This is a genomic window from Nostoc sp. (genome assembly GCF_036917455.1).
GTDB lineage: Bacteria > Cyanobacteriota > Cyanobacteriia > Cyanobacteriales > Nostocaceae > Nostoc.
Genome location: NZ_JBALDK010000166.1, coordinates 1 through 18,884 on the forward strand (window position 1 = coordinate 1; position 18,884 = coordinate 18,884).

The following is an 18,884-nucleotide window of genomic DNA, read 5'->3' on the forward strand; positions in this document are numbered from 1 at the left end:
ATTTTCTCCAAAATTTTTTTGGAGAGCTTTTACTGTCTCCTGAAACTAACTACAGTGTTGGCTTGTAGGCAACAATGGATTATGCACTGTGTTGACTAAGGATTGAACAAGCGTGAATTTTCAGTCGGTAATAAGTTTATTGCATCAGTTTTGGAGCGATCGCGGCTGTCTTATAGCCCAGCCCTATGACATTGAGAAGGGGGCTGGGACTAAGAATCCGCAGACATTTTTAAGAGCATTGGGACCAGAACCGTGGGCTGTTGCTTACGTTGAACCTTGTCGTCGCCCTACAGATGGACGCTATGGCGAAAACCCAAATCGCTTCCAACACTATTATCAATACCAAGTTCTGATTAAGCCGTCGCCAGATAATATTCAAGAGATATATCTTGATTCTTTGAGGGTTTTAGGTGTTCGTCCTGAAGATCACGATATTCGGTTTGTAGAGGATAACTGGGAAGATGCGACGGTGGGAGCTTGGGGTACTGGCTGGGAAGTATGGTTAGATGGGATGGAGATTACTCAGTTTACTTACTTCCAGCAGTGTGGGGGTATTGATTGTCGTCCGGTGTCTATTGAAATTACTTATGGTTTAGAGCGATTGGTGATGTACCTCCAGGAAGTGGAGGCAATTACTAAGATTCATTGGACGGACAATATTACTTATGGTGATGTTTTTCTGCAAAATGAAATTGAGCAGAGTACATACAATTTTGAAGCGTCTAATCCTGAATTGCTGCTGACACTGTTTAATTTGTATGAGCAGGAAGCTACTCAGTTAACGGAGAAGGGTTTGGTGTTACCCAGTTTGGATTATGTAATGAAGTGTTCGCACACGTTTAATCTGCTGGATGCTAGAGGTGTGATTTCGGTGACGGAGAGAACTCGCTATATTGCCAGGATTCGGCATTTGGCTAGGAAGGTTGCTCATTTATATGTTGAGCAAAGAGAGAAGTTGGGTTTTCCGTTACTCAAAGATTGAAAGCATAGCTGGGCGACTCGAAGTCGCGGCTACACAGACAAAACCTGCCTCCGCAGGTTAGCAAACCCTTGATTTTGCATTTTATCAGCTAGATATATCTTTAATGGTGTAGCTATTGCTAAAGGTCAGAAATGCTCTTAAATCTTGAGTCTAGAAGATTAAGGCTATAAGGTGCAGGCCCGCATAGGCGGGCTTTGTTTGTATAAACTTGATGGACTATACTTCACCACAAGCATAAAATTTTTCGGCGTTGCTGATAAAAAAGATGAAAAGTTCACGCAGAAGCGTTCCAGGTATAGATAATAAGAGTTTAGAATATTTAATTTTTGAATTTCATAACCAATTTCAGCAACGTGGGTTTTTCTCTATTGCTGCCCTAGCTATTTTTAAGCCAGCTGCAAATTCGGGGTGTCAGGTGCTTTTACAAAAAATTTTATGATTCAAACCAGTGGTGTAATTATTTGTCTTGGTTATATTTTTGGGTTGCTGTTTACAGCAGTTCCTTGGGGTGGTGTATGGATTTTGGTTTTGGGGATAGTGGGAGCAATTGTTTTTAGAAGACGCACAAATTTACAACAACTTGCTCAGAAAGCAGAAAAGGCTGGAAGTAAAAATAAGGCAGTATTTAACACTTGGCAAACTAATTCCCATCCTCGAATATGGCTAGCTGCTGGTTTGGTGGGATTATTGGCAACTCTATATTTTCAATGGCGAGTGCCTCAACCAGGTGCAAAAGATATTAGTCAGTTTGTTCCACCCGGAAATAGCAATAATCAAGAACAACTTGTGATTGTTCGTGGGGAAGTGGCGAGTAATCCCCGATTAACTCGCAGTCAGCGAGGACAATTTTGGCTGGAAGCAACTCAAATAGATGAGGTTAAAAATGAAAAAGGTTCAGCAGGTGTCCCAAAAGGAGTAACGGGTAAATTGTATGTGACAGTGCCTATACTTCAGGCTACTGGGTTATACCCTAGTCAACAAATTGCTGTGACTGGGATTTTGTACAAACCAAAGGCGGCTTCCAATCCTGGTGGTTTCGATTTTCAGAAGTTTCTCAAGCAGGAAGGAACGTTTGCTGGTTTGATTGGGCGACAAATAAATGTTTTGGATCAGGAACGTAAATGGGGATGGTGGCAAATTCGGGAGCGAATTGTGCGATCGCAAGTTCGGTGGTTGGGTATTCCTGAAGGGCCTCTTGTCAGTGCAATGGTGTTGGGAAGCAAAGCTGTTGATTTACCCTACGATATCCGCGATTTGTTTGTACAAGCCGGATTAGCTCATGCTTTGGCAGCTTCCGGGTTCCAAACTTCCTTAATTTTGAGTGTGATTTTACAGTTAACGAGGCGGGCAAAAAAAGGAACACAATTTACCTTTGGCTTTTTGGCTTTAATTATTTTTCTGAGTTTAACGGGTTTTCAACCTGCGGTTCTCAGAGCCGTAATTATGGGTTTTGCGGCATTAGTTGGGTTGTTATTAAAAAGGAAGGTAAAACAGTTCGGATCGTTACTATTAGCAGCAACTCTGTTATTAGTGTTTAATCCCCTATGGATTTGGGATTTAGGTTTTCAATTGAGTTTTTTAGCAACGCTGGGATTAGTCGTAACAGTACCTGCATTAGTCAATCGTCTAGCATGGCTACCACCTGCGATCGCTTCTTTGATTGCTGTTCCCCTTGCCGCAACTCTTTGGACTTTACCTGTACAACTTTTTGTGTTTGGGGTTGTACCATCTTATAGTCTGTTGCTGAATGTGATTAGTACCCCATTAATTTCGATTATTAGTATAGGTGGAATCATTAGTGCGTTAGTAGGTTTAATCTGGACTCAGGCAGGAAGTTTCCTGGCTGCGGTGTTGCATTACCCCACAGACTGGCTAATTAAATTAGTAGAATTTTTTAGCAAGTTGCCCGGAAATTCTGTTGCTGTAGGTAGTATATCTACTTGGCAGTTTTTAGCGATTTACGCACTTATTATATTGGTTTGGCTAGTCCCTTGGTGGCAACGTCGGTGGTGGGTTGCTAATGTGATGGCGATCGGTTTAGTATTCATCCCCCTTTGGCATTCTACAAATACATTATTTAGAATAACGGTATTAGAATCTGGTACGGAACCAATTGTAATTGTTCAAGATAGAGGGACTGTAACTGTAATTAATAGTGGCGATGAAGGAACTGGACGTTTCACAATCCTTCCGTTTTTACAACAGCAGGGTGTAAATCAAATCAATTGGGCGATCGCAACTGATTTTCAAGGCAATGAAAGTAATGCTTGGTTGGAATTACTGCAACGTTTACCAATCAAAAATTTCTATGAATATTCCTCTAATCCAGAGAATTCTGTTGCGACTCAGGCAATTCAACAAGAATTACAAAAGTATCAGGGTTCTTACCAACCGATGGCAGTTGGTCAAACTGTAAAAACTGGTTCAATAGTGGTCCAATTAATTAATGACCAATTACCTATATTACAATTGCAAATTTTAGACCAAAATTGGTTATTAGTTGGTAATGTCAAGTCGAAAGAGGTACAGCAATTAGTTAAAAATGGGAGTTTGCCTCGTCCACAAGTGCTATGGTGTTCCCCGCAGTCATTAAAAGATTTAGTTATTGCTCTGCAACCACAAGTAGCGATCGCTTCTTCTGCTAACTTCGATCCAAAGGTTTTATCTGAATTGAATCAAAGCAAAACGAAACTATTTTTTACAGGACGAGATGGCGCGATTCAATGGACTCCTGATGGTCAGTTTGAGGCGTTTATTGAAGCAGCAGAAAATAAATCATCTATTTTATAAAAAATTCAAAGTGGTATCACAAAGCGGCATTAATTTATATGACAATTTACTTTTATAGTACTCGTGAAGAATATGGCTGTTTCTCCAACTTTTCGCCCCACGGCTTTGAATTAGATGGATTATATTGGTCAACTAGCGAACATTACTTTCAAGCACAAAAGTTTGTGGGTACACCTCATTTAGAAAAAATCCGTCTAGTTAAAACACCTAAAGATGCGGCAAAAATGGGGCGTGAAAGAACCCGCCCTCTTCGTCAAGATTGGGAACAAGTTAAAGACGACATAATGCGGCAAGCTGTGCTATGTAAATTTCAAACTCATACAGATATTAGGGATATCTTACTTTCCACTGGTAAGGCAGAAATTGTTGAAAACTCGCCCATCGATTTTTACTGGGGTTGCGGATCTGATGGTAGTGGTAAAAACATGCTGGGAAAAATTTTAGTGGAGGTGCGAGAGATTCTGCACCATACATACAGTACATCCTCAGCATCAGAGTAAATATACAAGTAAAGTTAAGACACTTAGCAAAAAAAGTAATTTTGAGGATGAAAAAAAGGTAGCCTTTTAAGTTTTAGTTTAAATGTATGGGATCGCAAATTGTGCGTTCGCTCTCTTCTGCTGCTATGTTAGTTTTCAAATAATCCTGCACTAGGGTGCAAGCATAAGTTGCTGTGTCTAGGTTGAGAATTCGCGGCAAATTCCATAGAATCAGTGTGTTGTCATCACCTCCTGAAACAAGCATTGTCCCATCCCGACTGATGGCAATATCCCTAATTGCTGCGGTATGTCCTTTGAGAGTTGTGATTTCTGTACCGTCTAACTTCCAAAGTTTGACGGTAGCATCCACACTCCCAGAAGCAACAATTTTTCCATCGGGACTAAACGCAACTCCCCAAATTGCAGCCGTATGACCTTTAAAAGTCTTCAGCAATTTGCCCTCAACTGTCCATAGCTTCACAGTATTGTCGCCACTTCCAGTAGCTACCATCTTACTGTCAGGGCTGAAGGCTATTCTCCATACTGTTGCGGAATGACCTACAAGGGTTTTGAACAATTTACCATCAAGAGTCCACAATTTAGCAGTACTATCGCCACTAGCGGAACCAACAAGCCGACCGTCTGGACTAAATACGACGTGCCAAACTTCCGCCTGATGTCCTTTGAGAATCTGTGGTGTAGAGCGATCGCGTTTCCATATTTGAGCAATTTTGTCAACATTTGCCATTGCGATCGCTTGCCCATCAGGACTTAATGTTGCTGCTAAGAGTTTACCGAGAGGATCTTTGTAAGTAGCGACTAAAGTACCGTCTCGCTTTCTGAGCTTTACCGTATCATCGTAAGCGCGAAGCGCAATTAATTTGCTGTCTTCACTAAATGAAACCTCAAAGATTGCGCCCCCAGATTCAGTAAAAATTTTGAGCAATTTACCTTGGCGACTCCAAAGTTTAGCGGTGTTCTCGTGGCTAGCTGTAGCGATCGCTGAACTGTCGGAGGTAATAGCTATTGACCAAATCCCAGCTTTATGGGCAATGATAGACTTCTGGAATGGGTTTTGACTTTGCCAGAGTCTGACAACATTTTCTGCGCCTGCCGATGCAATAAAGTTGCCATCTGGACTAAAAGCCACTCCCCAAACAGACGCAGTGTGTCCTTTCAGCGTTTTTAATTCTGTACCATCAATGTTCCAAAGTTTAATTGTTTTGTCAAGACTGGCACAGGCAATAGTTTGACCATCGGGACTAAAAGCGACTCCCGAAATTCCAGCGCTGTTACCTTTAAGCGTTTTATTAAGGCGGTAGCTGCCATCTATACTGTTTCGCTGCCAGAGTTTGACAGTTGCATCTTCACTAGCTGATGCAATGATCTGGCCGTCAGGGCTGAAAGCTAATCCTATAACCCAACCTGTATGACCTTGGAGAGGTTGTAAAGGCTTGGCGTTTTGCCAACCCGAACCGTCCCGTTTCCAGAGTTTTATTGTCTTGTCGAGATTTGCAGCAGCAACTATTTGACCATCAGGACTAAATGCGACTCCCCAAAATCCTACTGTGTAATCTTGAAATGTTTTCAGCAAGGTTCCGTCTCGCTTCCAGAGTTTCACAGTTCTGTCGAAACTTGCAGAGGCAAGAAACTGACTATCGGGACTAAATGCTACTCCCCAGACTGAAGCAGTATGACCTTTGAAGGTATTTAGCAAAGTGCCGTTTTGCTTCCAGATTTTAATAGTTCCATCTTCGCTTGCTGAGGCGAGTGTCTGGCCGTCGGAGCTAAAATCGATTGCCCTAACTGCTGCCTGATGACCTTTGAGAGTTGCAACTTTTGTACCATCACGTCGCCAAAGCTTGATTGTTTTATCTATACTTGCTGAGGCAATCAAAGAACTGTCAGGACTGACATCTACTGCTAAAACAGCTGCTGTATGACCCGAAAAACGATTGTACTCGTCTGCTCCATAAACTGCTTGGCGTAATACGTTGTCTACCTGACGCTGAATATTTATGTTTGATTTACCTAGTTTTTGCAACCGATGTTTGGCTTTAATTGCTTCTATCAGCGCATCTAATCTGCGATTTGAGGTAAATAATCCTTCAGAAGAAGATACAAGCGCTCTAATTTCGCTGCTTCTGGCTTGACTTGCGCTTTTAAGAGCTTGACGGTACAAAATGAAACTTCCTATTCCTAAAGAAGAAGAAACGAGCAAACCAATACACACTGCAATTAGTAAAAATCTTTGCAGTCTAGCAGTTTTTTTCTCTTGGGCTAGTCGTGCTTCTACCTCTTTGGCGCGGGCTGCCTCTAATGCCGTCTGCACTTCGCGCCGTTCGTATTCTTGACTAGCAGCTAAGAATTTATAATCCAAATCACTCAAACTTTTGCCCTGCGCCCAATTTTGAGTATCTTTTAGAGCCTGTCCTCGCAAAAGACGCGATTCATCTTTAAAGGAAGAGGCTACCCAAGAATTAAATGTTTGCGAATAAGGGCGAAGATTGTCCAAATGCTTGATCACCCATTCAGTATTAAAAACATTTTGATAGATGGGATTTTTAATTTTGAGATAGCCGTTGTGTTTCTCGACTACACCAGATAACAACAGTTCTGCCTGTTCTTGACTATCATCAGTCGGCACACAAAGATCGGGCACACGGGGAAACACGCAAAGAGGAAAACTTTTCTCCTCTGCTCCTCTGCTTCCCTGCTCCCCTGCTTCTTCTGCTTGCAACACTCGTTGGTAAAGCCCTAGTAATCTTCCGGCTCGGTGTTCGTTAAAAAGTAGGCGATCGCGAATTGTGCGGAGGTGTTCGGGATCGTCCTTGGCTTCCCAATGTTGAATAATCTGCGATCGCACAAATTGCTCTATCCAAGATGCTTCTGTTCCTAGCGGTAAATCAATTTTTCTATTAGATGTTTCTAAAGCTGTGTGGGCAATTAACTGGCAAAGTTTTTGGGTCAAAAATGGTTGTCCGCCACTCCAGTAAAGAATCTCTTGAAGTACTGCTTCCGGCTGAGTGATAACTTCCTCTAATCCCTTTAACAATGGCGTGGCTTCATGAAGTTGAAAGCCATGTAAATCTATTGCTGTACCAATATTAAAAGGTGTGCGACGTTTGTCAGAAATTAGGTCAGATGGACTGGCGACCCCAAATAGTGTAAATCCCAACCGTTGAAAATTCGGATCGTGTGCCTGTTGGTTATAACAATGATGAATCCAGGCAAAAAAGTCACTGGCAGGAAAATTTAAACTTAACAAACTATCAATCTCATCAATAAAGATGAAAATACGTTCAGCTTTGGTGTTTGGCAGCAACACTTCTTCTATAAACTGGTGTAGTTTTTGCACTGAGGAAAGACCTGCTTGCATCTCCCACCATTGCTTAAATTTGACTTTTTCTACCAGATTTAAGGCGTAGAATAAGCTGATAATAACGCCCTTATACCATTGTTCTGGTGTAGTATCTTCGCTACCCAATGTGGTCATATCCAAGTAAACACAGTTATAGCCTTCCTGTCTGAGGCGATAACTTGTGCGCTGTAATAGCGATGACTTGCCCATCTGTCGAGAATTGAAGACGTAACAAAAATCGCCAGCCTTCAGGCTTGTATAAAGTTTTTCGTCTGCCTGACGAATAACATAAGTGGGATCGTCACTGCGAAGACTACCCCCTACCTGGTATCTCATATTGAAGTAAGATTATCAAACAAAGAGATTAACACAATGAATAGTAATTGAATGATGGTTGCGGCGATATTTATAACAAGCTACACTTACACACTTGTGCTTTTTGAAGATTGGAAACATTTGCTCCAGGCAAGATCATCCTATAATCAAGAGTCTTTATAACCTTTAAATCCCCTTAATTGTGGAAACTATAATTGTTTGGCAAAATCAGCGTGGTGGAGTTCGCAAGGTGGTTAAGATGCGATCGCTATTTTTTACTTAGTATTCTAAATTGCAAGGTGTAGCAGCAAAGATGATTCGACATCCAGCTTAAGGGCTGTGATATTATGGGAGACTGCTAGATACATTTAGAAAAACTAGAAATTGAATCAATCATGGCTCTGACGCAACTGCGGAAACAAGAAATCATTTCCAATTACCAAGTTCACGAAACCGACACGGGATCGTCCGATGTCCAAGTTGCCATGCTAACTGAGCGCATTAACCGCCTCAGTGAACATCTCCAGGCAAATAAAAAAGACCATTCTTCTCGTCGGGGACTGTTGAAGCTAATTGGTCAGCGCAAGCGCCTTCTAGCGTACATATCGCAGGAAAGCCGGGAAAAGTATCAAGCTTTGATCGCTCGTCTCGGTATTCGTGGATAGGGAACTACCGCTTATGTCTGCTGAAGAATCTGAACGCAGTCACTTGCCCTTTGAACCAAACAAAAAGCGCCAAAAACCCGCAAAAACTCAAAGTAAACCAGCAACACAGCCACAAGAATCAGGCAAACAGGCTGATAGAAAACCGACTTACACCAAAGAAGAGATGGCTATTCCCCAAGTAGTCAGCCAGAGAATGATCCGTCGGGTAGTTGGATTCTGTGGTGTACCAACAGCTTTGGGCATTAGCGCCTTAGTTATCAGCTATCTGCTTGCTATCTACTCCGATATCAAACTACCTCCCATCGCCGTGTTATTGGTGAACATGGGATTGTTTGGTTTAGGGGTTTTAGGGATAACTTACGGCGTTCTTTCTGCCTCTTGGGATGAACAAAGAGTCGGAAGTTTGCTAGGTTTCGGTGAGTTCAACACCAATTGGGGACGAATGGTAGCAGTTTGGCGCGAAACTCGCCAAAAAAACTCATAATGAACGGCGCTCAGGTATTAGGTAACTGCGGTATTGGGTAAAGGAAGAAGTGAATGTTGAAGTTAAAATTTTATAACTTCAACATTGCTAATTAAAATTATATAATCTTTTTATACCTGCATTCAGCTACCCAGTAGTAAAACTACTGACTGAGCGCTATAATTTTGTCTATTTATTTTGTAAATAAATTTTGTTTTTAACTACTCGTAATTAGGGCAATAGGCAACAATAAGGCTAGGCCATTTACAAAAAAATATTACTCAATTAATCAGGAAGTTTTACATGATTATAGTAATGAAAAGTGGTTCCCCAGAGGCGGAAATAAACCGCATTGATGAGGAATTAACTAGCTGGGGGCTAACTCCAGAAAAAATTGTTGGTCAACATAAAGTAGTTATTGGTCTTGTCGGTGAAACTGCTAGCTTAGATCCATTACAAATTCAGGAACTTAGCCCCTGGATTGAGCAGGTATTACGGGTAGAGCAACCTTACAAACGAGCCAGCCGCCAATACCGTCACGGTGAAGCTTCGGAAGTAGTAGTTAATACTCCCAATGGAAAAGTGATATTTGGTGAACACCAGCCTTTGGTAGTAGTTGCTGGCCCTTGTTCGGTAGAAAATGAAGAAATGATTGTGGAGACAGCACGGCGCGTTAAGACGGCTGGAGCTAAGTTTTTGCGCGGCGGGGCATACAAACCTCGGACTTCACCTTACGCCTTTCAAGGACACGGCGAGAGTGCTTTGGATTTATTGGCAAAGGCGCGGGAAGTTAGCGGGCTAGGTATTATTACAGAAGTGATGGATGCAGTTGACTTGGATAAAATTGTCGAAGTTGCTGATGTGATTCAGGTTGGGGCAAGAAATATGCAGAATTTCTCCTTGCTCAAAAAAGTGGGAGCGCAGCCGAAACCAGTTTTATTAAAGCGAGGAATGGCGGCTACTATTGAAGATTGGTTGATGGCAGCCGAGTATATTTTGGCATCTGGGAATTCTAATGTGATTTTGTGTGAAAGGGGAATACGCACCTTTGACCGTCAGTATACGCGAAATACGCTGGATTTATCGGTAGTGCCAGTGTTGCGAAAGCTGACTCACCTGCCAATTATGATTGACCCCAGCCACGGCGTAGGCTGGTCTGAGTTTGTGCCCTCAATGGCAATGGCTGCGATCGCAGCTGGTACAGATTCTCTGATGATAGAAGTTCACCCCAACCCAGCCAAAGCTTTATCCGACGGGCCTCAATCTGTGACACCAGACCGTTTTGATAAATTGATGCAAGAATTAGCAGTAATTGGTAAGGCAGTAGGACGCTGGCCGCAACCAGCAGTCGCTCTAGCTTAAAATTCAGTTGTAACTTCTTGCTACCTATTTATTAATAAATATGAAATAATTCCCCTTGAGAAATATCCCCAAGGTGGTTTTAACCCGTTTATTCAGACGCTCGTTCGCCCTTGGCGCTAGCTTCTCTCAAAGGAAGAGGCTAGCACCAAGGGAGAAGACTCGCTTTCTCGTGTCGCTATCCGCCACTAATACAGAATTCATGCTGAATTCTGACTCCTGAATTCTGGTTTGATATAGCACAAGCCTTGGTGGTTAGGACATAAACAGATGATGAAACTTAGACACAAGAAGACTTTTCACCCAGTCCCTAGTCCCCAGTCCCTTACTATAACTCTGTTTTTGAAGAAAACTTATGATGTTTATGGCAATTCCCAGCTTATCTTTGCCACCAAAAAAAAAGGGACAGGCAAAATACCCATCCCAAAAAATTCACTTCGACTCAATAAAAAACTTTTATTGTACTGGTTGGGTGGGGAAAGCCCCAGGTTGCACGGCTACGTTAAGATTTTGTCCATTGCGACGTAATTCTAAGCGCAAATCACCCCCGACTTGGCTATTTTCTACTACCTTTTGGACACTGCTAGCATCTGTGACTGATTGACCACCAAGTTTTTGGATAACATCACCAGCACGTATCCCTGCTTTAGCCGCTGGTGAATTTGGCACAACTTTCACAACTAATACACCTTTATCTTCATTTACACTCAAACCGCTATTAGGATCTGAGTTGATGTTTTGTTTTAGCTGAGGCGTTAACCCTACCATTTGAATTCCCAAATAAGGATGTTCTACTTTGCCTGTAGCTATTAGTTGACTGGAAATGCGTTGTGCTGTGTTGATGGGAATAGCAAAACCTAATCCTTGGGCCCCTTGGATAATGGCTGTATTCATGGCAATTACCTCACCACGATAATTTAGCAAGGGCCCACCGGAGTTACCGGGATTAATGGCTGCATCAGTTTGAATATACTCTACTCGTTTATCGGGAGCGCCGATTAGATTGCTACTGCGTCCGGTAGCACTGATAATTCCGGTAGTTACTGTATTATCTAGTCCAAGGGGGTTGCCGATCGCGATCGCCCATTCTCCGGGTTGCAGTTTATCTGAGTTACCTAATGCAACTAAAGGCAGATTGTCCGCCTGAATCTTGACAACAGCAACATCAGTCAACTCATCTTTTCCTAAAACCTTTCCTTTAAAGCTACGTCCATCCTTAAGTGTTACTGTTACCGTATCAGCACCATCGACTACGTGAGCATTGGTAAGAATACGACCATCAGCACTAATAATAAAACCTGAACCAGTACCCCGTTCTACGCGATTCTGTTGTTGTTCTGGCATTTGAGAGCCAAAGAAGCGTTGGAAAAATGGATCGTTAAATTCATCTGGTATCTGAGTTTTTATGGTTCGGGAAGAATCAATTCGCACTACAGCCGGCCCAACCCTTTGTACCACCTGGGTAACAAAGTTAGGATCTGTGGTAGTTGGTAATGGAGGAGCCGCATTTACTCGACTCACTGCCAAATTAGATGCACTTTCAGACACCTGCTGAGGGTGTCCAGCCATGTAGCCGCCTGCAAATGTCATACCCGATCCCAGCAGCACCAGCGATAGAGAGGCGGCAGCCTTTTTCCAGGGGGCTCGATTATGGTATTTGACATCAGCAGTGTTGGATAAAATGCTATTTGATGGGTGTTCTCCATCACGAGATTGGTTTTGCATTGCTGTCTGGAAGGATATTTAGATGTATTACTAATGTAGATATAATTTGTGACAGTTTTGTTGCGGAGGTATTGCGTTGTTGTGAAAGCTTTGGTATTTTATTAAACCGTTTTGGAATATACTCATTCGTAGGGGCACACAAATATAATGCGTATAAACTTAGAACTAGTAAGGTTTATAACCGCCAATTTTATATTAAGTTGACTGCGTGTTCCATACCATGCCTAAAGGAATAAAATGGCACAGGGGAAAATCTTACTGAAACCTGGCACTTTATGGACAAGTGTTAAAGAACGAACTGAATATGCTTTGCAATGCGGGGCGCTACTGTCGATACCGACAGAATTTGAATTTGTCGAACAGGATGGTGTGCGCTTTTTGGTGCGGATTTTGTCTAACCTGAATCGCAAAAAAGCAGCGAAGGAGAAACAGGAAAAACAATCTGTTCTCTCTGGTCAAGAGTTTAATCCTTTTTTGCCTTATGAAGAAGATTTATTTGTGGCGGATATCTCCGATACTCATGTATGTATCTTCAATAAATATAATGTTGTCGATTATCACCTGCTAATCATTACCCGTGCCTTCGAGGAACAGGAAAGTTTGCTAACTCTGGAAGATTTTGCCGCTATGTGGGCGTGTCTAGCTGATTTTGATGGTTTAGCATTTTACAACAGTGGCAAAAACGCAGGTGCTAGTCAGCGACACAAACACTTGCAATTAGTACCACTACCCCTTGCATCTTCAGGGTTACAGATACCTACTGAACCTCTACTGACAGCAGCACAATTTCAGGACTCGAACGCAACTTTAACAAAGCTTCCTTTTATACACGCGATCGCACCACTAAATCCTGATTGGATACAGTCGCCATTCACAGCAGCCGAAGCAACACTAGAAGTTTATCGTACTTTGCTAGGGGCTGTAGGTCTAGATGCAAGGCAATTGGGTGCTTACAATCTGCTAGCGACACGAGAATGGATGTTAATCGTACCGCGAAGGCAGGAGCATTTCCAATCTATCTCTGTGAATTCATTAGGATTCGCTGGTGCTTTGCTAGTGCGAAACGCAGCCGAAATGGAGATTCTCAAAGCCCAAGGGCCGATGACGATTCTCAAAAACGTTGCTATATCTTAACCAAGTTGGTATGGTATCCGTCCTAAAAGTTATTTGGGTAGTTACCCTGAAGTGTCTGGGTAAAAGATTTTGGTCTTGGGAATCAGGACTCCTTCCCTTGAAGGGAGTGTCAGACCAATAAAATTAAAGAGTCCTGGAGGTTATTCCCGATGAATTGGGAAGCCCCATCGGATAATATAGCGGGGTAGTTCACTATAATGCTCTTACTATGAGCATCTACCAATTCCTCAAAAAATCTTATACACAACCTCGTCGGCGTGAAAATGACTGGCGGTTGTTTTTGCGGTTAGTGCCTTATGCCCGTCGTAGCGGACGACTGTTAACGCTGTCGATGTCCCTACTTGTACCGCTTGCACTAGCTAATGCCATACAACCTCTGTTGATTGGCCAAGTTATCTCCCTAATTCGCAATGAACCAAGCACTTACGAATTTCTCAAGAATCGCCCCTTGTCCCAAGGGCTAAATATTCTGGAGGGATTGTTGTTCGTTGCGATCGCAATCCGATTGGTTTTGACAGGCTACCAGGGTTATTTAGTACAGAAGCTAGGGCAAGAAATCACTGTCGCAATTCGCCAAGACTTATTCCAACACGTAACATCCCTAGCAGTACGCTTTTTTGACCGCACACCTGTAGGTAAATTAATCACCAGAATTACCAGCGATGTGGAAGTGTTGGGCGATGTCTTTTCCACTGGGGCAATTGGCATCGTGTCTAATTTGTTTTCCATGTTGGTGATTTTGGCTTTAATGTTTTCCATTCAATGGCAACTCACTTGCTTGTTGCTATTGATGCTGTTACCAGTTACCTGGTTAATTGTTTACATTCAGCAACAATATCGCAAAGCTAATTACAAAGGGCGGGAAGAACTTTCTATATTGAACTCACAGTTACAAGAAAATGTCCTTGGCATTAACGTAGTGCAGCTGTTCCGCAGAGAAAAATTTAATGCCGAACTGTTTCGCGCCACCAACAGCCATTACACTCAGCAAATGGATCAAACCATCTTTTATGATTCATTTATTTCAGCAACCTTAGAATGGATTGGGCTGATTGCGATCGCAGCTGTTTTGTACATGGGTGGTTCGTTACTCTCAGGAAAAAGTTTAGCTTTTGGGACTTTATCTGCATTTATCTTGTATGCCCAGCGATTATTTGACCCTTTAAGAGATTTTGCCGAAAAATTTACAGTCATTCAAGCTGGTTTTACCGCCATTGAACGCGTAGGCGATATATTAGATGAACCGATAGAAATCCGCGATCGCGCCAATGTGCGCTTTTCAATATTTGATGCTAAATTCGGCTACATAGACGAGATCGTTGCAAATCTAGAATCCCCAGATATCACTTCCCCACCTGAACTTGGCGAGATTCGCTTCGATCGTGTCTGGTTTGCTTACAAAAATGATGATTATGTAATTAAAGACTTAGATTTCACCATTCGTCCTGGTGAAAAAGTGGCCTTAGTCGGCCCCACAGGTGCGGGTAAAACTTCGATCATCCGGCTTTTGTGCCGCCTCTACGAACCCACCCAAGGACGCATTCTCATCGATGGCGTAGATATTCGAGAAGTCCCACAGGCAGAACTGCGGCGCTATATGGCAGTGATTTTACAAGATGGCTTTTTGTTTGCAGGCGATATTAAAAGCAACATTTCTTTAGGAGATGGCTATACTATTGAACAGATTCAACAAGCAGCAGAGCAAACCAATATTGCCCAGTTTATAGAAGAACTACCCCAAGGTTATGATACTCAACTTCGAGAACGGGGCACAAATATTTCTAGTGGTCAAAAGCAACTTTTAGCCTTTGCGCGGGCTGCCATTCGCGATCCCCAAATTTTGGTATTAGATGAAGCTACCGCTAGTTTAGATGTTGGCACAGAAGCTTTAGTTCAAGAGGCATTAAACCAGCTATTGCTTAGACGTACTGCCATTATTATCGCTCACCGCCTTTCTACAATTCGCAATGTAGACCGGATTTTTGTTTTGAAGCGTGGCGAATTAATCGAACAGGGAAGTCACGATCAACTGCTGCAACAAGGAGGGCTTTATGCCACTTTGCATAACTTACAGATGTTGGGAACCTAAGAGATTGGTAGGAAAAAACTAAGATGAATAGTTACGTGAGCTAAGTATTGATCCTGATGCGACACCGATAACGAGTGTACAGCAGAACGAGCGTAATAGCCCGTCATAGACATCGCATAACCTCAAGAGATGCTGGGAATAATAATTTTGGGATATCAGCACCAAAAATTCCATGAAACAGCAAAAAAATCATTTCAGCCATCTTACTGCGATCGAAAGAAGTTATCTATCATTTCCTGCACAGTTTTTATTAAATCAAAACCTTCTCCAAGGCAAAATACTAGATTTTGGCTGTGGCTTTGGTAATGATGTTAAAATATTGCGCCAAAAAGGTTTTGATATTACAGCCTATGACCCCTATTATTTTCCAGAATATCCTGATACTAAATTTGATACAATAATTTGCTTTTATGTTTTAAATGTTTTATTTACTGAAGAACAAACTAATGTTCTTATGGAAGTATCACACTTATTAAAACCAGGGGGCAAAGCTTATTATGCTGTAAGAAGGGATCTCAAAAAAGAAGGGTTTCGAGAACATTATGTGCATAAAAAACCTACCTATCAGTGTGTTGTAAAACTACCTTTTACTTCAGTTTCATTAGATGAGCATCGGGAATTATATGAGTATATTCACTATAATCATCAGCGAAATTCATCTAATTATTGTATATTTTGTAATCCCCATAAAAATCTCAATTTATTAACTGAATCAGCGACTGCTTATGCTATGTTTGATGGCTATCCTATAAGTAGAGGACACGTTTTAGTTATCCCAAAACGTCATGTTAGCAGTTATTTTGAACTACCAATGAAAGAGCAATCTGCTTGCTGGTTTATGGTGAATAAAGTACAAGAAATTATCAAAACAGAATTTGAACCTGATGGCTTTAATATAGGAATGAATATCAATCGAGCCGCCGGTCAAAATATTATGCACGCCAGTATTCATATTATCCCTCGCTACAAAGGTGATACTGTCTCTAATAAAAGTGGAATCAGGAACGTTATTCCTAAAAAACAATAGTTTTTCTCTAAGAGGATGTTTGAAAAGTCCTCTTGTCGGTATCAAAAGTTCTAGATCCCCCTAAATCCCCCTTTTTAAGGGGGACTTTGATTCCAGTTTACCCCCAATTGATCGGGGGGTTAGGGGGGATCTAAAAATGTCTAAAGTCACAGTAATAAACTTGTTCATTCAACCTCTAAGCTCGACTTTATCCAAAATTAAAAACTCGGTTTTCTTTATCCGGCAAAAACCCTGGCTTTTTGGCAAATACTTTTTACACGTCACAGATTATCAATGAATTCAAAAAAGTAAAACTACCGTTCCATAAAGGTTTTAGCTTAGGCGTTCGTGCAACGACTCCGCAGGAGTATCAAGTTCCCATAAAAATGGATAAAGTCGAGCTAAGAATTCATGAGCCAGAATTCCAACACTTCTCGGTTAAGGCTTGTTTAACCCACGGAGGTGGGTTTTGTTTGTGTAGACGCGGTTTCTAACCGCCCATCTCGCGTTAAGTTGACTTAACCGAGAAGTATTGACCAGAATTCTGCTATAACTTAGCTTTTTTGACATGATTCTGAAAATCACTGGAAAATCATGACTTGCTCAAACTTATCTCATAAGGTTGAGATCAAATATTAAATGCTTCGTCACCATGCTTTTTCAGTGCAATCTCTATTTTGTTATTCTGAGCGTTACTGTAATCATCTCAACTGCTGTTGCGTTTGCAGCTTGGTAGCGTCGCTCAATTTGTTTGGCTAGCAAGCCTTTCATTTCGATGATGCTAGCGATCGCTGGATACGCTACAGTTGCAGCAATAGAAGCAGCAGCAACAATCCTCCGAGAAAAAATATTTTGGTCAAAACTGGAGTATGTCGGCTCAGGCAGTGTAATTACACTCTTCCTCATATTTGCAATGCACTTCACAAATAAAAATCGTTGGCTAACGCCTCGAAATATTGCGTTGCTATGGGCTATCTCCACTTTCAATGTAATTTTGGTAGCAACAAACGAATGGCATGGTTTAGTCTGGTCTGGCTTTTTGCCAGATCCCAAAGGAACTAATTTTGTGATTTATCAACATAATCTGGGTTTTTTTTGGATAATGGCCTGCGTTTATCTCTACACACTTACAGGGGTAGTAATGCTTATTCAGAAAGCCTTACTGCCATCAGTTCTGTCTCGTCGGCAGTCAAGCATGGTATTAGCTGGTGCAGTATTACCAATATTAGGTGCTAGCTTGTATATGCTCCGCCTCACTCCTCCTGGTCTAAATATCACCCCCATGAGCTTTATGCTGGCTGGACTGTTCTATTTTGTTAGCCTTTTTCGCTTCCGAATGTTTGACCTCGTTCCTGTAGCTAGAGACACGTTGATTGAGAATATGAGTGACGGTGTGCTGGTGTTAGATGCCCAAAACCGGATTATTGACTTTAATCCGGCGCTAAAACGTCTGATTGGGGTAAAAAAGCAGCATATTGGACAACCTGCGGCTCAAGTTCTAGCAAAATGGCCAGAAATCGTCAGGCTGTACCATACTCATGAAAGCGTCAAAACAGAAATATTCATAGATTCGCTAACTCCTTGTTATGTAGAGCTACTAATTACCTCATTACACAATGGGCGCAAGCAGTTAACAGGAAGTTTACTTGTTTTGCGTGACATTTCCCAACGTTATCAGGCTGAATCTGAACTTCGAGAGGCGAATGAATATTTGCAAAAACAGGTACTCGAAATTCAAACATTACAGGTTCAGTTAAGAGAACAGGCTATACGAGACGGACTGACAGGCTTGTTTAATCGACGTTATTTTGACGAGATATTCCCAAAAGAACTAATACGAGCAACGCGAAATTCTGAGCAAGTTGCTTTGATAATTATGGACATCGATTATTTTAAAAATGTTAATGATACATTTGGTCATCAAGCTGGCGATCGCGTAATTCAGGTATTTGCAGATATTCTTCGCTACTATAGTGATACTAATTCTCAAAACATTGTATGCCGATATGGTGGTGAAGAGTTTGTACTAGCTTTACCTGGGCTGACACAGGATAAAGCGTTTCAACACGCTGAACATATCCGTTTATCGTTTCAAGCTGCGCGGTTGGAATCTAGAGATAAAGAAATATATACAACGGTTTCAGGTGGAGTGGCCGTGTTTCCAGATCATGGAAAAACTACTGATGAGTTATTGCAAGTAGTCGATCAAGCGCTATATGCCGCTAAGTTAGATGGGCGCAATTGCATTAAGTGTGTGTAATTTAATTGATAAAATGTAGAAATTTAAACAATAATTTATAGCAGATTTTAAGGAAGGTTAAGTACACAATTTAAGTCTCAAAGGTAGATATAAAGCCTGTTTTACTTCTGACTTTACCAATTATGATAACTTGGCAGAGCTTTCCTTGATCCACTGCTGAATGGGAGCATCTCACTTTTGCAAATATAGGTGTAATTGAGGGAAGATAGTTACACTCACAATACCCAGGCAAGTGCAATTACTATGAACCCTGAAG

At 41.7% G+C, this 18,884-nt stretch carries 12 protein-coding genes; 10 read left to right on the forward strand and 2 right to left on the reverse strand.

Annotation, left to right across the window (positions count from 1 at the left end; translation table 11 throughout):
• Positions 1–112: 112 nt before the first annotated feature.
• The 3 genes from glyQ (at position 113) to V7K42_RS17540 (ending at position 4,272) form a co-directional block, all read left to right on the forward strand.
• Entirely contained in the window at positions 113–982 is an 870-nt protein-coding gene (gene glyQ, locus V7K42_RS17530) for a glycine--tRNA ligase subunit alpha (RefSeq protein ID WP_334918224.1), read from the forward strand.
• 435 nt (positions 983–1,417) lie between these two features.
• Positions 1,418–3,772 (forward strand): ComEC/Rec2 family competence protein, encoded by a 2,355-nt coding sequence (locus V7K42_RS17535; RefSeq protein WP_334918226.1) that lies wholly within the window; start codon positions 1,418–1,420, stop codon positions 3,770–3,772.
• A 38-nt stretch (positions 3,773–3,810) separates the two neighbouring features.
• A complete protein-coding gene (locus V7K42_RS17540; protein ID WP_334918228.1) occupies positions 3,811–4,272 on the forward strand; it encodes an NADAR family protein in 462 nt (153 codons plus the stop codon).
• 73 nt (positions 4,273–4,345) lie between these two features.
• Here V7K42_RS17540 and V7K42_RS17545 read toward each other — a convergent pair whose 3' ends face one another.
• Positions 4,346–7,948 (reverse strand): AAA-like domain-containing protein, encoded by a 3,603-nt coding sequence (locus V7K42_RS17545; RefSeq protein WP_334918230.1) that lies wholly within the window; start codon positions 7,946–7,948, stop codon positions 4,346–4,348.
• A gap of 374 nt (positions 7,949–8,322) precedes the next feature.
• On the opposite strand from V7K42_RS17545, the gene rpsO reads away from it, so the two are divergent.
• The 3 genes from rpsO to aroF all read left to right on the forward strand — a co-directional run bounded on the left by rpsO (position 8,323) and on the right by aroF (position 10,417).
• Positions 8,323–8,592, forward strand: a complete 270-nt coding sequence (gene rpsO, locus V7K42_RS17550) for a 30S ribosomal protein S15 (RefSeq protein ID WP_196526018.1) — start codon at positions 8,323–8,325, stop codon at positions 8,590–8,592.
• A gap of 13 nt (positions 8,593–8,605) precedes the next feature.
• Entirely contained in the window at positions 8,606–9,076 is a 471-nt protein-coding gene (locus tag V7K42_RS17555) for a PAM68 family protein (RefSeq protein ID WP_334918232.1), read from the forward strand.
• A 282-nt stretch (positions 9,077–9,358) separates the two neighbouring features.
• Entirely contained in the window at positions 9,359–10,417 is a 1,059-nt protein-coding gene (aroF, locus tag V7K42_RS17560) for a 3-deoxy-7-phosphoheptulonate synthase (protein ID WP_334918234.1), read from the forward strand.
• 453 nt (positions 10,418–10,870) lie between these two features.
• On the opposite strand, the gene V7K42_RS17565 is transcribed toward aroF, so the two are convergent.
• A complete protein-coding gene (locus V7K42_RS17565) occupies positions 10,871–12,139 on the reverse strand; it encodes an HhoA/HhoB/HtrA family serine endopeptidase (RefSeq protein WP_334918235.1) in 1,269 nt (422 codons plus the stop codon).
• A 237-nt stretch (positions 12,140–12,376) separates the two neighbouring features.
• Between V7K42_RS17565 and V7K42_RS17570 the strand changes: the two genes are divergently transcribed.
• The 4 genes from V7K42_RS17570 to V7K42_RS17585 all read left to right on the forward strand — a co-directional run bounded on the left by V7K42_RS17570 (position 12,377) and on the right by V7K42_RS17585 (position 18,628).
• A complete protein-coding gene (locus V7K42_RS17570) occupies positions 12,377–13,273 on the forward strand; it encodes an ATP adenylyltransferase family protein (protein WP_334918237.1) in 897 nt (298 codons plus the stop codon).
• Between the two features lie 208 nt (positions 13,274–13,481).
• On the forward strand, positions 13,482–15,362 hold the full coding sequence (locus V7K42_RS17575; protein ID WP_334918239.1) for an ABC transporter ATP-binding protein: 1,881 nt from the start codon (positions 13,482–13,484) through the stop codon (positions 15,360–15,362).
• Between the two features lie 172 nt (positions 15,363–15,534).
• A complete protein-coding gene (locus V7K42_RS17580) occupies positions 15,535–16,389 on the forward strand; it encodes an HIT family protein (protein WP_334918241.1) in 855 nt (284 codons plus the stop codon).
• A 730-nt stretch (positions 16,390–17,119) separates the two neighbouring features.
• On the forward strand, positions 17,120–18,628 hold the full coding sequence (locus V7K42_RS17585) for a histidine kinase N-terminal 7TM domain-containing diguanylate cyclase (protein WP_334918243.1): 1,509 nt from the start codon (positions 17,120–17,122) through the stop codon (positions 18,626–18,628).
• Positions 18,629–18,884 lie beyond the last annotated feature (256 nt).

What these genes read in the sequence shown, in the direction of transcription:
- V7K42_RS17535 (WP_334918226.1), top strand. Translation starts at nt 1,418, where the DNA reads ATGATTCAAACCAGTGGTGTAATTATTTGTCTTGGTTATATTTTTGGG.
- V7K42_RS17540 (WP_334918228.1), top strand. Translation starts at nt 3,811, where the DNA reads ATGACAATTTACTTTTATAGTACTCGTGAAGAATATGGCTGTTTCTCC.
- V7K42_RS17545 (WP_334918230.1), bottom strand. Translation starts at nt 7,948, where the DNA reads ATGAGATACCAGGTAGGGGGTAGTCTTCGCAGTGACGATCCCACTTAT.
- rpsO (WP_196526018.1), top strand. Translation starts at nt 8,323, where the DNA reads ATGGCTCTGACGCAACTGCGGAAACAAGAAATCATTTCCAATTACCAA.
- V7K42_RS17555 (WP_334918232.1), top strand. Translation starts at nt 8,606, where the DNA reads ATGTCTGCTGAAGAATCTGAACGCAGTCACTTGCCCTTTGAACCAAAC.
- aroF (WP_334918234.1), top strand. Translation starts at nt 9,359, where the DNA reads ATGATTATAGTAATGAAAAGTGGTTCCCCAGAGGCGGAAATAAACCGC.
- V7K42_RS17565 (WP_334918235.1), bottom strand. Translation starts at nt 12,139, where the DNA reads ATGCAAAACCAATCTCGTGATGGAGAACACCCATCAAATAGCATTTTA.
- V7K42_RS17570 (WP_334918237.1), top strand. Translation starts at nt 12,377, where the DNA reads ATGGCACAGGGGAAAATCTTACTGAAACCTGGCACTTTATGGACAAGT.
- V7K42_RS17575 (WP_334918239.1), top strand. Translation starts at nt 13,482, where the DNA reads ATGAGCATCTACCAATTCCTCAAAAAATCTTATACACAACCTCGTCGG.
- V7K42_RS17580 (WP_334918241.1), top strand. Translation starts at nt 15,535, where the DNA reads ATGAAACAGCAAAAAAATCATTTCAGCCATCTTACTGCGATCGAAAGA.